The following is a 14,652-nucleotide window of genomic DNA, read 5'->3' as shown; positions in this document are numbered from 1 at the left end:
CTATGAGTATTCTGGGTGAAAAATACGATAATCTTAAAGTGGGAACCCGGCTGTCGTTAGGGTTTGGCGTAGTGCTGCTATTATCGCTGGTGGTATTGATATCCGGCCTCGTCGGGTTTAGAACCATCGATGATAGTAATACTAAGGTTCAGGTGACGAATGATCTTAATGCTACATTGGCTCAAGCGCGGGTCTTGCGTACGCAATTCCAGTTCACGCACGATTACAGTGTGATTGAGAAAAACGGGGTGCTGCTTAATAAGATGGGCGATATTCTCGCCCAGGCTAAAAATCTGAGCTGGGATAAGAATACCTTTGATGATGTCGAACGTATCGATCAGGATTTGAAAGTCTATAGTGCTGCGCGAGAAGCGTTTATTGCCACCAGCAAAAAGCGTGATACCGCAGGATTGGCAATTAGCCAGGATGATAGTGAAAAAGTGCTGGAAACGTTCCAGAGCCAATGGCAGCAGGCAACCGGACTTCCTTCTGATACCCAGTTGGTGCTGTATCAACTGGGTGAACGCATGTCAGATATTCGTGATGTAGCCCATGATTTGTTGCTGGCACCGTCTGATAACACGCTGGCAGTGACGCTGAAGAGTATTGATACGGCGGAAAAAGTCATTAAAGAAAAAGCCGGGCAGTTGCCAGCAGCGATACAAGCCAGTCTGAAAACGGCCTGGGATTATTTTCTGGTGTATCGTCAATCTGCCGGTGCCTATCTGACGGCATTTCAGGATGAAACCCGTGCCAGTCAGGCCATGACGGCATCGGCGGATACATTGAATAAAGACGTGTCTGCCCTGTTTAGTCAGCAACTGGCTAACTCGACTCAAACCACTCGTTCATCGGAATTAAAAATGATGGTGACCGGGCTGGCGGTGGTGTTGTTTGGCATCTTCATGGCATGGCGTATTTCGGTGCAGATTGTAACGCCACTTAGACAGGGTTTGTCGGTGGCTGAACGCATCGCTGAAGGTGATCTCTCGTCATCAGTCAGTTCTTCACGCCGTGATGAGCTAGGCATGCTGATTACCGCTATGGCGAACATGAATGACAAATTACGCACCATGATTCGGGATATTCGCGAAGGGGTCGGAAATGTAGCGTCGGCCTCGGCGGAGATCGCGGCCGGTAATTCAGACTTGTCGTCCCGCACAGAGCAGCAGTCGGCTGCCGTTGTGGAAACTGCTGCCAGTATGGAACAGCTGACCTCAACGGTAAAACAGAACTCTGAAAACGCGCATCACGCCTCACAACTGGCCTCAGAAGCCTCACAAAATGCCATCAAGGGCGGTGAGATAGTCAGTAACGTGGTGAAAACCATGAACGACATTTCAAGTAGTTCTAAGCGCATTTCCGAAATTACCTCGGTTATCAATAGTATTGCCTTCCAGACCAACATCCTGGCGCTGAATGCGGCGGTCGAGGCGGCAAGAGCGGGCGAACAAGGGCGTGGTTTTGCTGTCGTCGCCAGCGAAGTGCGTAATCTGGCTCAGCGTAGTTCACAGGCAGCAAAAGAAATTGAAGGGCTGATTCAGGAATCGGTATCGCGGGTGAATACCGGCTCAGAGCTGGTGGATGATGCAGGCAAAACCATGCAGGATATCGTCCGCTCTATTACCCATGTGTTTGACATCATGGGCGAAATTGCCTCGGCATCCGATGAGCAAAGTCGCGGGATTAGCCAAATCGCTCAGGCAGTGACTGAGCTGGATAGCACCACGCAGCAAAACGCCGCGCTGGTGGAAGAGTCGTCCTCGGCGGCTAATGCGTTGGAAGAACAGTCACAGTTGCTGATGCAGGCGGTATCGGCGTTTCATTTAGGTGACGATTCCCATACGCACCACCATACCCATACTTCCGGTGCTGCAGCCAGTCATCAGGCGCTATTGCTGGGTAAACCGTCGTCCGGTAAATCGAGTCAGTCAGGGCGTAAACACACTGCGAAGACGGATCAGTCGTCTAAACACCATTCTGACAAAGATGAGTGGGTGAAGTTTTGATAAGTGAGTGAAAGTCTGTCCATAACAGTCGGTCTTTATTACATCAGTTTGGGCAATGTCGTTACCGTTATGACATTGCCCTTTTTTATGTGTTATGCGTTGCCGTTTATTGGGGACGTATTTTGAACATCTGCTTATTGAATTGTGTGTCGGGTGAGTCAATAACGGTTATGGCGAGTGCTGCCTGAGTTGCCGTTCGTAACTGCAAAACACAGGACGACGTGAGGGGTTAACGGTCACGGTATTCGCGGGCCGGTTTCCAGTACCCGCTGCGAAAATCGTCAATCGGAAAACAGCCGCCATTACGGATTTGTTGCTCCTCCATGGCGCTCAGACACTGAGGTTCATTGATATAGGTTCCCGCGACCAGACTCTCGCAGTTACCCCCCAGGTAACAGACAAAGATCACCAGTGCGAACATAGATTCCTCAACAGGTTACTACGCCTTGATTGTGAGTGTAGATGAAAAACGCCGATCGGGAACGCCGCAAGCGGCGACCCGGTCAAAGATTAATCGATGAAATTGAAGATTAATCGATAGCAAGCACAAGATTGGCCCCATCGCGAACCAGATCGCGAGGCAGGGTGTTTTTCAGTCGCTGACCAACACGTTTGCTGAGCCCCAGCGGGGTCTGCTGCCAGGTCAATAATATGTCGTCATGGTCGATGAAGGCGGGAGGATAAATGTCTTTTCCCCGGAACCAGTCCACGGCCTGCTCGGCAGTAAGCACGAAGGCGTTCGGGCTCTGCGGGTCGCCCAGCGCCACAATGGCTTCATGCTGCCAGCGATACCCTTTGGCAAAACGCTCCGCCAGTTTGATGCCGATACGGGAGAAGCGCATTTTACCCAGCATGGGTTGCAGTGCGGTTGGAAACAACCAGATCTCATCGTCTCGCTGCCACAGTTGTAACTGTTGATCTGACCATCGCAAACCCAAACGTCGGGCGCTTTGGCAAATCAGTTGTGCGTCTTTGTTGCTGAGCGGCGTAAATGGCAGCTTGCCCGGTTTGTAATCCGGCGGTGCCAGCGGCGGTACGCCCGCAGTTTTACGCAAGCGCGCCACAAAAAAACCTTCGCTGTCATAAATCTGTGGGAAGACGTGCAGGAACCCCTCGTCTGTCAGAGCCTGATGCGCTTGTGGGAATAGGCCTTTTAGCGACTCGATTTCACACGCGCCGGGGAATTGTTGCATTAACCAATGGCACACCTGCTGGTTTTCCTGATGATTCAGGGTACAGGTGGAGTAAATCAGCACGCCGCCCGGCTTCAGTGCATGGAAGGCGCTGAGTATCAGGTCGCGTTGAGTGGTGGCGATATCAGCGATGCTTTCCAGCGACCAGTGACTCATGGCAGCAGGATCTTTCCTGACCACGCCTTCGCCAGAGCAAGGGGCATCCAGCAGGATAGCGTCAAAGGTTTCAGGCAAGGCGCTGCCGAAGACCCGGCCGTCAAAGTGTGTCAGCGTGGTATTGCTCACGCCACAACGATGCAGGTTGGCGTGCAAAACCTTCACCCGGCTGGCGGAGTATTCGTTGGCGACAATCAATCCCTGATTGTTGAGATGGGCGGCAATCTGGGTGGTTTTAGAACCGGGGGCGGCGGCCATATCCAACACCCGCTCTGGGGTATCATGCCCCATGAACAGCGCACTGACTGGCAGCATCGAACTGGCTTCCTGGATGTAAAACAGGCCGCTCAGGTGTTCGAGCGCATTACCCAGCCGCATGGCTTCTTCATCCGCGTTGAGCAGCCAAAAACCGTCGTGACACCAGGGTACTGCCTCCATTTCCCAACCGTAAGGGGCGACCAGCGTGAGAAAATCAGGCACGCTAATTTTCAATGTGTTGACGCGAATACTACGGCGTAATGGCCGCTGGCAGGCATCGATGAAGTCATCCATGCTCAGGTGCGCAGGCATGATGGCTTGCATGGCGGTCAGAAAATCGGGGGTGAGGGAAGCAGGAATAGGTTTAGCCACGGCAGCGTTTCCGTTACAACAACAATCAAAGTATGAATCTTACCATATCCCAGTGATGGGAAGGGATGGCGGCTCACTGCTTCAGATGCGGTGAGCCGCCTGTGCTTATCGTTCCGGCAGGGCGGTTCCCCAGTCGCGCCAGCCACTGGGTTCTTCGCTATGCAACAGGAAGTGTTTACCGGCCTGTGCTGTCGGTGCCAGCGGTGTGGTGGGTGGTGTGGCAAAGGCGATACCACCGCGAATGAATTGCTGGAACGTGCCGCTTTTGATAACACCGCCGGTCAGGCCAAATTGCAGGTTATAGCCGGAAGCCAGCCAGAATACCGAGTTATCGCGTACCAGATGAGCATGGCGTTTACTGATACGCAGCGCGACAGAGACCCGATCGGACAAGGTGCCGAGTGACAGGCCGGTCACCGTGCCGACCTCAATACCGCGAAACAGTACCGGGGTACCAATCTGTAGCGATCCGGCTTCCGCGGTATCAACGCTGATATTGAGCCCGTCCTGATAGCGTGAGTCGGAAATCGTGGCTTTTTGCAGTTCAAAACTGCGGGTAACGGCACCATTGCCTGGCTCGACGTTGATATAGGGCTGGATCAGCGTTTCCAGGTGGTTGACCCCTGCGGCGGAGATGTCGGGTGTCACCACCGAAAAACGGGTACCCGCACGGGCAAAATGGCGAACGTATTCCGGGTATAGCACCGCCTGTACTCGCACTTCGTCGCGCTGCTCCGCCAGTTTGAGTGACTCCAGTTGGCCGATGTCGATGCCAAGATAGCGGATTGGCATACCGGCGGAGAGCTTGCTGGCATCATAGGTGCGCAATGTGATTCGGCTGCCAATGGCTCTGGCGGCGGTTTCATTGCTGTACAACGGGCGCTTGCCGCCTTGCACATCGGCAGCGCCGTCCACATTGTCAAAACTAATCGCCCCTTTCAGCGCCCGGCTGAGCGGAGAAGCTTGAACCGTCAGTCCTGCGCCGTTCAGTTGCACGCGCGCGCCGCCCTCGGCCCAGAATACGCTGTTATCGGTGAGCAACTTGCGGTATTCCGGTCGAATATAAACATCGATTTCGAAGGTGTCGGCTTTGGGGCGAATACGGGTAATTTCACCGACCTGAAATTTGCGATACAGCACGACGGAGCCGTCCTGAATATCCGGCAGGCTGTCGGCCAATAACGTCAGCGTGGTGGGGGGCGTTGTCCCCTGAATACCGGCACCGGCTTTTTCCCGATCGCTGTAGAGCGGGTAACGTGATTGTGGCTCACCGGTCGAGCCCGGTAACACGGTGACTCCGCCGTTAAGCCACTCTTGCGCGCTGGCGCCCAGCATCTGTACGCCATCCAGCCCGAGTTTGACATTGACCCGGCTACTGGCGACAAATTGACTGTCTTTATGCAGCAGGTGACGGTATTGGCGGTCGATAACGGCGGTAAAACTCACACCGTTATCGGTCAGCGTGCGTTGAACAATGCGACCAATTTGCACACCGTGCAACATGATCGGTTGGCCGCTGTCGATACCGTAACTCTGGTCGGCCGTTAATTCGACGTTAAGCGCACCGGGCTGTTGCAACTGCTGTTGTGTCGCGTCAGCCACGGTAAAGTGTTGCTTCGGTTCGCCCTCGCCGGGGATGAGCGTCAGTGTTGTCCCCCCTAACAGGCTGGGCAGGTTGAGATCACTGAGCGATAAACGCGGTGCGGCCAGCTCAATGCGGGTGTTGTCTCGCATCAGCGACACCACGGACGGGTCGACAATTAATTCACCGGTGACGCGCTGGTTAGCTTCCAGGGTGAGCCGTTGCAGTGTACCCACCTCCAGTCCCTGATACAGCAAGGGAGTGTGCCCGGCTTGCAGTTTATCGCCAGAAGGCAAATCCAACGTTATCGACACGCCACGCTGGCTGTGTGCCAGATCCGGATACAAATCATAAATTTGGTCCGCAGAGGCGGGTTCGCTCTGTTCGGGCGAGTCAAAAGCGATAGCACCGTTAACCAGTGCCGATAGATTTTGCATTTCAACGGTCGCCCCGCTGAAACTGACATCGGCTTTTAGCCCGGAAACGTTCCAAAAGCGGCTGTTCTTTTTCACCAACCCGGTGAAACGGCGGTCGATCAATACGTCAATCGTCACACCACGGTGATCGGCATTAACGCTGTAGTCGTAGACTTTCCCAACCGGAATCTTACGGAAATAGACCAGCGAACCGGCATTGAGCGACCCCAGGTCGTCAGCATGCAGGTGTACCAGCAATTCGCCACTGTTAGCGCGATATTTCGGCTGATTATCTTGTGCGGTGAAGTGAGTCGCCGGGTCGCCACGACCGGGTAACATGCCGATATAGTTACCGCCAACCAGTGCATCCAGCCCTGAGACCCCGGCCAGTGAGGCTTTGGGCGTCACCAGCCAGAACTGGGTACCGCTGCGTAGCGCATCCTTCATGTCGTTACGGATGCTGGCGACGACCTGAATCGTGCGCAAATCATCGCTGAGTTTTATGTTGCGCACAGTACCGACTTCCACCCCTTGATAGCGCACCGGTGTGCGGCCGGGAACGATGCCGTCCGCCGAGACGAAATCAATTGTTACCGTCGCACCACGCTCCTGCTGGTTGGTGTAGAGCAACCAGCCGGCAATCAGCAAGGCGACAACGGGCAGCAGCCAGAAAGGCGACAAGCGACGTCGGGATTTGATGCGGGCTTCAGCGGCGGGCATCGGCGTTGAGTTCGACATTGTTATCCTATTAATTTAGTCGTTATCCCATATCAGTCGACTATCCAGCCACTCGACAGACAATATGGTCAAGATAACGGCAGCGCCAAAATAAAGCGCCGCAGGTCCCATGGTAAAAGCAAGCAATTGGTCGCGGTTAACCAGCGACATGGTCAGGGCGATGACAAACAGGTCGAGCATCGACCAACGCCCAATCCAGGACATCAGGCGCAGCAGACGCATACGGAGCATGCGGCCGGTTTTCATCCGAAAATGGATGCTGACCAGCAGAAATGTGGTGATGATAACCTTACTGAACGGCACCAGAATACTGGCGATAAAAACCACCAGCGCCACCGGGACATTACTGGTTGCCAGCGACATAATGCCGGAAAAAATGGTGTCCTCGCGGCGAACGCCGTTGACATAAATGATTGAGATCGGCATCAAATTGGCAGGCAACAGCAGAATAACGGCGGAAATCAGCGCCGACCAGGATTTTTGCAGGCTATAAGGACGGCGCGGCGTGAGCGGCACATGGCAACGACGGCAACGGCCTTGATGGTCAGGCTGTGCAGTAAAATGACAGGACAGGCAGACCAGAGCCTCTGCTGGGGCTGGGTTGGCACGCTGTTGATCACGTTGTGGGTTTCGTTGTGGATGTGGGTCTCGTTGTGGATGTAGGTCTCGTTGTGGATAGTAGCGCTGCCAGAGCTGCTCGGCATTAAGGTGAATCAGCGTCAACAGGCTTAGCGCCATCAGCACCAGAAACGCCAGCAACCCATTGCCGGGCAGGACCTCGGAAAATTCACGCACTTTAATCGACGCGACCGCCAGACCGACCAGATACACATCCAGCATGACCCATTCTTTCAGGCGCTCGAACAGCAACAAGACCGGACGCAGGTTCATGCCGACGCGTGGAGCGAAAAACAGATACAACAGGGCGAAGACCAGGGTGAGTGGTGCACCGATAGTACAAAATGCCACGATACTGGCGGTGACCGGGTGGCCCTGGCGTGTCATTTGCCAGATACCTTCCAGCAAGCTGGCATTGATGGACACACCCAGCAAGCGAATATTGAGCAGCGGCTCGGTATAGGCAAACGGCATCAGTACCAGCATGGCGATGGCCATCGACACCAGCCGTGAGATAGACCAATCGCGGCCGCTGGCAAGGTGTGCCGCGCAGCGCGGGCAGTGGCCGTGTTGATGGCGTTTGAGCCGGGGCAACATGAAGGGCTGATCGCATTGTGGGCAACGCTGAAAGCGGCGCGGCGCGGCAGGCGGCGAATCGGCCGACTCGATAGGCGCAGCGGCGTTATAAATTTTCATATTTCCTGCGGGCAGGTTAACAGGACAGGTATTATCATAGTGTAACTGAATGATGGATGACACAAAATCACTGCTACTCTTGTCAGGTCACATGACGGTGTCATCAGACGGTATCCTGCGGGCAATTAGCGGTGTCGCGCGTGGTATAATGCGCGATGACGGTGGCTTTATGGCACACCCAGTGCGGTGAAAGTTGGGCTGGCAAGAGAAATCCTGTAGCATCCCGACGCGAGAGTTTATGTAATGTACTGCGGACATCAGCCGCCAGGCGGTCCGTAAAGACAATTTCTGCCTATGCAAATGATGAAAAAACAACAATTCTACAATGAACTGGAACGTGACTTAACCGCACTGATTGCCGGTGAAGATCGCTTCCTCACGATATTATCAAACAGCAGTGCGTTACTGTTTGAACGATTGGATGGTGTGAATTGGGCCGGCTTTTATTTGCTGGATGGCGACACGCTGTTTCTGGGGCCGTTTCAAGGGCGTCCGGCTTGTGTGCGCATTCCAGCAGGAAAAGGGGTCTGTGGTCGAGCTATTGCGGAAAACCATGTTCAACGGGTTGGCGATGTCCATGCGTTCCCCGGTCATATCGCCTGCGATGCCTCCAGTAATGCTGAAATCGTGTTGCCGCTGACGGTAGATGGTCACTTGATTGGCGTGCTGGATATTGACAGCACGGTTCATGATCGTTTTGACGCCGAAGACGAAGCCGGTTTACTGGCTATCACTGCGGTGTTATGCCGCCAATTGTCACAGAGCGATCTGCTATCTTTCATCAATTCTCTTATGTTGCGACAAGGATAACGTAGCAATTGCCGATGGCGTCATTATAATGACGCCTGTTCATGCCTGCGCTGGTTGGCAAACCCGTTGTAATCAGGAAATTTCATGGAAAATCAACCTAAGTTGAACAGTAGTAAAGAAGTGATCGCCTATCTGGCAGAGCGTTTTCCGCTTTGTTTCACGCTTGAAGGCGAAGCGCGTCCGTTAAAGATTGGTATTTTTCAGGATCTGGTCGAACGCGTGTCCGAATCTGAACACGTTAGCAAGACGCAGTTGCGCTCTGCGCTTCGGCTTTATACGTCAAGCTGGCGTTATCTGTATGGCGTTAAACTCGGTGCTCAACGCGTTGACCTTGACGGTAACCCGTGCGGCGAGCTTGAGCAGCAGCATGTGGAGCATGCCCGCAAGCAACTGGAAGAGGCTAAGGCCCGTGTCCAGGCTCAGCGTGCCGAGCAACAGGCGAAGAAACGCGAGTCCGGTGAAGCTGAACCTTCCCGTACGCGTCCGTCTGCCGGCAAGAATGCCCCGCGTCGTGAACGTGATGCCGCTGGTGCCGCGCCGCGCAAACCGCGTCCGTCTTCTCCTCGCGCCACACAGACCGCTTCTCCGTCATCCGATAAATCCCAACCTCGTCAGCCTAAAGCAGCCCGTGCAGCAGCACCGGAACGGCAGGCAGTGACGGATATTTCCAGCTTGCAAATCGGCCAGGAAATCAAGGTCAGGGCTGGCAAAAACGCCATGGATGCCACTGTGCTGGAGATCGCTAAAGACGGGGTCAGGGTACAACTGGCTTCTGGTCTGGCGATGATCGTACGCGCAGAACATTTGCAGTTCTGATACGGAGGCCAACCAGGGCATGAACAAATTTGTTAAAGCAGTCGCATTAACCTGGCTTTTGCTGTCCGGGGGCAGTTTTGCCAGTGAGAACATCACCCGCGCAGACCAAATTCCTCAACTGCAGCCAGAAGCGCAGCATTCTACCGTCAGTGAGCGCGTGGCATCGCGCTTCCTACGTTCCCACTATCGCCAGTTTATGCTGGATGCGCAATTTTCCGGCAAGATCTTCGACCGTTATCTCAACATGCTGGATTACAGCCATAACGTGTTGTTGGCTTCAGACGTGGCGCAGTTTGCCGGTCAGAAAGGTGAGTTAGGGGAAAATCTGAAGAATGGCAAGCTCAGCCTGCCATACGCCATGTATAACCTGGCTCAGAAGCGCCGTTTCGAGCGTTATCAGTATGCGCTGACGCTGCTGGAAAAGCCGATTAACCTCAACGGCAACGATTTTATCGACCTTGATCGCGCTAAAGCGCCCTGGCCGCAAAGCGTAGATGAACTCAACGCATTGTGGGATGCCAAGGTCAAATATGACTGGCTAAGCCTGAAGCTGACCGGCAAAACCGATGCGGAAATCAAGGAAACCTTGACCAAACGCTATCAGTTTGCGATTCGCCGTCTGGTCCAGAGCAATAGCGAAGATGTGTTCCAGATCATTATGAATGCCTTCGCGCGGGAAATCGATCCGCACACCAGTTATCTGTCTCCTCGCAACACCGAACAGTTCAACACTGAAATGAGCTTGTCGCTCGAAGGTATTGGTGCGGTGCTGCAGATGGATGAAGATTACACCGTCATCAATTCGATGGTGCCGGGTGGCCCGGCGGCGAAAAGCAAACGCATTAGCGTTGGCGACCGTATCGTAGGCGTAGGACAAGCGGGCAAGCCGATGGTGGATGTGATTGGCTGGCGGCTTGATGACGTCGTCGCGCTGATCAAAGGGCCGAAAGGTAGCAAGGTGCGTCTGGAAGTGTTGCCTGCAGGCAAGGGCAACAAAACGCAAACCATCACGCTGACCCGTGAACGCATACGCCTGGAAGACCGTGCGGTGAAAATGTCCATCAAAGATGTCGGCAAAGACAAAGTCGGTGTGCTGGACATCCCCGGTTTCTACGTCGGACTGACGGATGACGTGAAAGTACAGTTGCAAAAACTGGAAAAAGAGCACGTCAGCAGCATCGTTATCGACCTGCGTGGCAACGGCGGTGGTGCGTTAACCGAAGCGGTCGGTCTGTCGGGGCTATTCATTCCCACCGGGCCAGTGGTGCAGGTGCGCGACAATAACGGCAAGGTCCGTGAAGATAGCGACACAGATGACACTATCTATTACAAAGGCCCGCTGGTAGTGCTGGTTGATCGGTTTAGCGCCTCGGCGTCAGAGATTTTTGCTGCCGCGATGCAGGATTACGGCCGTGCGCTGATTGTGGGTGAACCGACCTTCGGTAAGGGTACGGTGCAGCAATACCGTTCTCTTAATCGTATTTACGACCAGATGTTACGCCCTGAGTGGCCCGCGCTGGGTTCGGTGCAGTACACCATTCAGAAGTTCTATCGCATTAACGGTGGCAGTACCCAGCGTAAAGGGGTGACACCTGATATCGTGATGCCGACCGGCAACGAGGCGGTGGATACTGGCGAGAAGTTTGAAGATAACGCATTGCCGTGGGATAGTATCAAACCGGCCAGTTATACCGTGATGGGTGACATGAAACCGTTGTTGCCGGGGCTGATTGAACAGCACAATGCCCGTATCGCCAAGGATCCGGAATTCCAGTATATCCAGCAGGATGTGGCGCGTTATCAGGAGATGAAAGAGAAGCGTAATCACGTGTCGTTGAATCTGGCGCAGCGCCAGAAAGAAAACAACGAAGACGAGGCGACGCGTCTGCAACGCATCAATGATCGACTGAAACGTCAGGGCAAACCGCCGTTGAAATCGCTGGATGACTTGCCGAAGGATTATCAGGATCCGGATGCATATCTGAATGAAACCGTCCAGATTGCGGAAGACCTGTCTAAACAGGAATCGAAGCCACAGTAAGCTGTGACGCTACGGTGAGCCAAAACAAAAAGCCCGGTTTAAACAAACCGGGCTTTTTTATCGCCGCATTTCACGGCATTCAACAATTCTACGGTGCGTAACAGAGGGTTCCTGCGATATTCGCAGGAACCAGCACGCGATAAATTACCAGCCGACGCCCAGACCCAGCGAGTACAGGGTGTCATTGACATTACCCTGTACACTTTCGGTACGGTTGCGGGAGACTTTCATACTGACGGATGACCAGTCGGTAACCTTGAAGCGCAGACCTGCACCGGCTTTGAAATAAAGTGGGGTGGTGCTGTCAAACGAACGGCCCACTTCACCGTCGCTGAACAGTTCGGTACGCTTGCTGAACAGGAAGCGATCGTAGCTCCACTTCAGGCCACCGGAGTAGAAGTTGTCTTCGGTGTTGTTCTGATAAGTAAACGTCTGGGAGTTCACCAGCGTTGTAATCGAGAACGCACCCAGATCGTTATCCCAGAACTGGTAACCCGGACCGGTACCCACAGAGCGGTTGATCTTGATGTTTTCTATCCAGTCGCGTTTGTATTCATAGCGACCCTGCCAGAACCAGTGCTCGTCGATGAATTTATCCAGCGCGTATTCACCGTCGGCGTTCTTGGTGCTTTCCACATTGTCTTCTTTGGTCATGTGGTAGCTGGCATCCAGGTTGTGACGCCATGTGCCGTGGCGCAGGCGCGTGCTCAGCGTTGCATCACGGTTGTCGGTTTCAGTGGAGCTTTTCTTGTGGGCCAGGCTGACATCGATATTGCCTTTCCAGGAGAAATCCTCCACCCAACGGTGTGGAACGACCATTGAGTTGATATCGGACAACGGCAGCGTTTCCTGCCCGGCGCTGACTTGTTGTCCGTCTACGCTGGCGGGTTGCGCCACGATAGCGCGTGAACTGTCAGAGGCTTTGATAGACGGGTAAAGCACGCCTTTTTCGTAGCGCTGCCCCTGAATGACCATGCCGTGGTCGGTCTGGAAGGTTTTAACTTTGTCCCAGGTCACCGACAGGGTGTCGGCATAATCGGTTTTGATGAATAACTTGCCGCTATCCAGCAGCGTAATCTGGCCGCTGATCTTGTCACCGTTGGTTAGCCAGACGGTGTCCGCATGGCTGGTGGAAATGCCTGCAGCGCTGAGCGCAATGAACAGACCCAGCGGCGAAAGTGCATGTTTGGAATATGTCATGATGTCAGATAAAACAGTGAATGACTAAAAGTGAAAGACGCCGTTCAAACGGCTTGCCGATGTATCGATATACCGGTTACTTCCCGGCGAGGCAACATTAACAGGAATCGTGCCGCGCCTCTAGGTATAAGTGACCCATGATTAGAATGGAAATTGTTATAAACCGTGTGATTAATGATTTACGGCTATAACGGTGATGGCGATCACATCACTGTTATAGCCGCTGTCATCAGGCTGCGCTGCGGGAAGGTTGGAAACGGCGAGTGAGGAAGCGTTCGGTCAGCGACTGCTTCATGCGGGTCACGACCTGTTCCTGGAATATCACGCACAAGGTAACGGTTGTGAGCAGGAATACCCCGTAGCCAGTCATGGAGACGTCCACGCGTCCTGCCGCATCGATACAGGCCTGCCAGTCGGTAAAGCATTGCAACGGATTGCCGCGTAATAACTGTTCTAAGGTCCGGAACAGATTAAACAGCGGCACGTGCAGGGCGAAAATCGACAGTGATGCGCCACCCAGGCGGGTCGCCCAGGTTTTCAGCGTATCGCTGCCTGGTTCGCGGGCATGAGCACACAAACAGACCAGGGCAACCTGTGTCGGTAACAGCAGGCCGTTGTGTAACAAGAAATACCAGTAGTGCTCGCCATGCGTAAATAACCAGGTCGCGATGATGAAGCTCAGACCGATAAATACGCCCAGTGCTTTACGTTGGGTCGAACCTTGCATCCATGTCAACGCCGCTATCTTACCGTCCCGATATTGGCGGAAAATGGCGTAACCCACTATCCCGGCTAAAAATTCCGGCAGTCGGAGTAGCGGATTGCGTTGCAGCAAACCGGTATACGGCACGCCATATAACTGATGCCAGATAATCCATACTGGCGGCAGCAGGTATAACAGGAACAGGGCCGCCAGCCACAAACGCGGGTAGCGGCTCCCCAACAGCCGTGGAGCCAGTAACGGGAACAGTAAATAGAAAAAGAACAGCGTCGAGACCGACCACAACGGCGCGTTGAAGGTCAAAAAGTAGGGGTTCCACGCCTGTAACATCAGCAGTTGTAGCAGTCCATTCACAGCCAACTGCACATTATCCATATAGTGGCGCAGGGTTTCCGGGGCGACACCGGGCTCGTTACTGTCATAAATGACGAAGCGGGCGCTGGCGGCTTGCCCTTCGGGGGGGATAGCCAGCCAGTGCATCAGACTGACCACCACAATGGAGGACACCAGACCGATAATATGGATTGGGTAGAGGTTAAACAGCCGCTTAGCCAGAAAATGCCGGGCGGGTTCACGCAACTGTCCGCCACGCAGATAAACGTGGGTCAGCAGAAAGCCAGACAACACAAAGAAGGTGCTGGTGGCGAAGAATCCCATGCTGGTCAGTTCGTTGAGAAAGGGGATCTTGTCACGCTGCGGATAGATATGTACGGTGTGGTAAACCATCACATAGCATCCAAGCAAAAATCGGAGCCATTCAAGTCCAATAAATCGTTCTCTGACTTTCATTCTCTTTTTCCTCCGGTTAAGCCTGGCTAAAGCGCAATGAAACGCCGAACGAGGTGAGTCTAGGAAATGAATATGGGGAAATATCTAGGAAAATGGCGATAAAGTACTAAAAATTATGAACGGCCGTTACTCTATCAGTCGTATTGCAAGTAAACGTATAGAAATGTAGGTGGGTGTATTTTACTGTAATTTTTAACATCAAGACGTAAAACGCAACATCATCGGGCGGTGATGGCG

General features: G+C 53.7%; 10 protein-coding genes. 4 read left to right on the top strand and 6 right to left on the bottom strand.

Annotated features, from left to right (window positions below; all coding sequences use genetic code 11):
• The first annotated feature begins 2 nt into the window (after positions 1–2).
• A complete protein-coding gene (locus LF929_RS11740; RefSeq protein WP_226093552.1) occupies positions 3–2,009 on the top strand; it encodes a methyl-accepting chemotaxis protein in 2,007 nt (668 codons plus the stop codon).
• Positions 2,010–2,238: 229 nt separating this feature from the next.
• Here the strand turns inward: LF929_RS11740 and LF929_RS11735 are convergent, their stop codons facing one another.
• The 4 genes from LF929_RS11735 to yebS form a co-directional block, all read right to left on the bottom strand.
• Positions 2,239–2,430, bottom strand: a complete 192-nt coding sequence (locus tag LF929_RS11735) for a YebW family protein (protein WP_226093551.1) — start codon at positions 2,428–2,430, stop codon at positions 2,239–2,241.
• A gap of 109 nt (positions 2,431–2,539) precedes the next feature.
• Positions 2,540–3,988, bottom strand: coding sequence for a 16S rRNA (cytosine(1407)-C(5))-methyltransferase RsmF (rsmF, locus tag LF929_RS11730; RefSeq protein ID WP_226093550.1), 1,449 nt, complete (start codon positions 3,986–3,988; stop codon positions 2,540–2,542).
• A gap of 105 nt (positions 3,989–4,093) precedes the next feature.
• The gene (locus tag LF929_RS11725; RefSeq protein ID WP_226093549.1) at positions 4,094–6,724 is read right to left on the bottom strand and encodes a PqiB family protein; all 2,631 of its coding nucleotides are present in this window, start codon (positions 6,722–6,724) and stop codon (positions 4,094–4,096) included.
• Positions 6,725–6,739: 15 nt separating this feature from the next.
• On the bottom strand, positions 6,740–8,038 hold the full coding sequence (gene yebS, locus LF929_RS11720) for a membrane integrity lipid transport subunit YebS (protein WP_226093548.1): 1,299 nt from the start codon (positions 8,036–8,038) through the stop codon (positions 6,740–6,742).
• A gap of 303 nt (positions 8,039–8,341) precedes the next feature.
• On the opposite strand from yebS, the gene LF929_RS11715 reads away from it, so the two are divergent.
• The 3 genes from LF929_RS11715 (at position 8,342) to prc (ending at position 11,705) form a co-directional block, all read left to right on the top strand.
• Complete coding sequence (locus LF929_RS11715) at positions 8,342–8,848, top strand: GAF domain-containing protein (RefSeq protein ID WP_038909542.1); 507 nt, start codon at positions 8,342–8,344, stop codon at positions 8,846–8,848.
• 84 nt (positions 8,849–8,932) lie between these two features.
• On the top strand, positions 8,933–9,664 hold the full coding sequence (gene proQ / locus LF929_RS11710; RefSeq protein WP_038904122.1) for an RNA chaperone ProQ: 732 nt from the start codon (positions 8,933–8,935) through the stop codon (positions 9,662–9,664).
• A gap of 19 nt (positions 9,665–9,683) precedes the next feature.
• Positions 9,684–11,705, top strand: a complete 2,022-nt coding sequence (gene prc / locus LF929_RS11705; protein WP_038907763.1) for a carboxy terminal-processing peptidase — start codon at positions 9,684–9,686, stop codon at positions 11,703–11,705.
• Between the two features lie 144 nt (positions 11,706–11,849).
• Here prc and LF929_RS11700 read toward each other — a convergent pair whose 3' ends face one another.
• On the bottom strand, positions 11,850–12,905 hold the full coding sequence (locus LF929_RS11700; RefSeq protein WP_023639501.1) for a DUF481 domain-containing protein: 1,056 nt from the start codon (positions 12,903–12,905) through the stop codon (positions 11,850–11,852).
• Positions 12,906–13,134: 229 nt separating this feature from the next.
• Positions 13,135–14,415 carry an acyltransferase gene (locus tag LF929_RS11695; RefSeq protein ID WP_210174944.1) on the bottom strand — a complete coding sequence of 427 codons (1,281 nt, stop codon included), beginning with the start codon at positions 14,413–14,415 and terminating at the stop codon, positions 13,135–13,137.
• Positions 14,416–14,652 lie beyond the last annotated feature (237 nt).

Source organism: Dickeya oryzae, from assembly GCF_020406815.2.
Lineage (GTDB): Bacteria > Pseudomonadota > Gammaproteobacteria > Enterobacterales > Enterobacteriaceae > Dickeya > Dickeya oryzae.
This window is presented reverse-complemented; position numbering and strand designations above follow the sequence as displayed.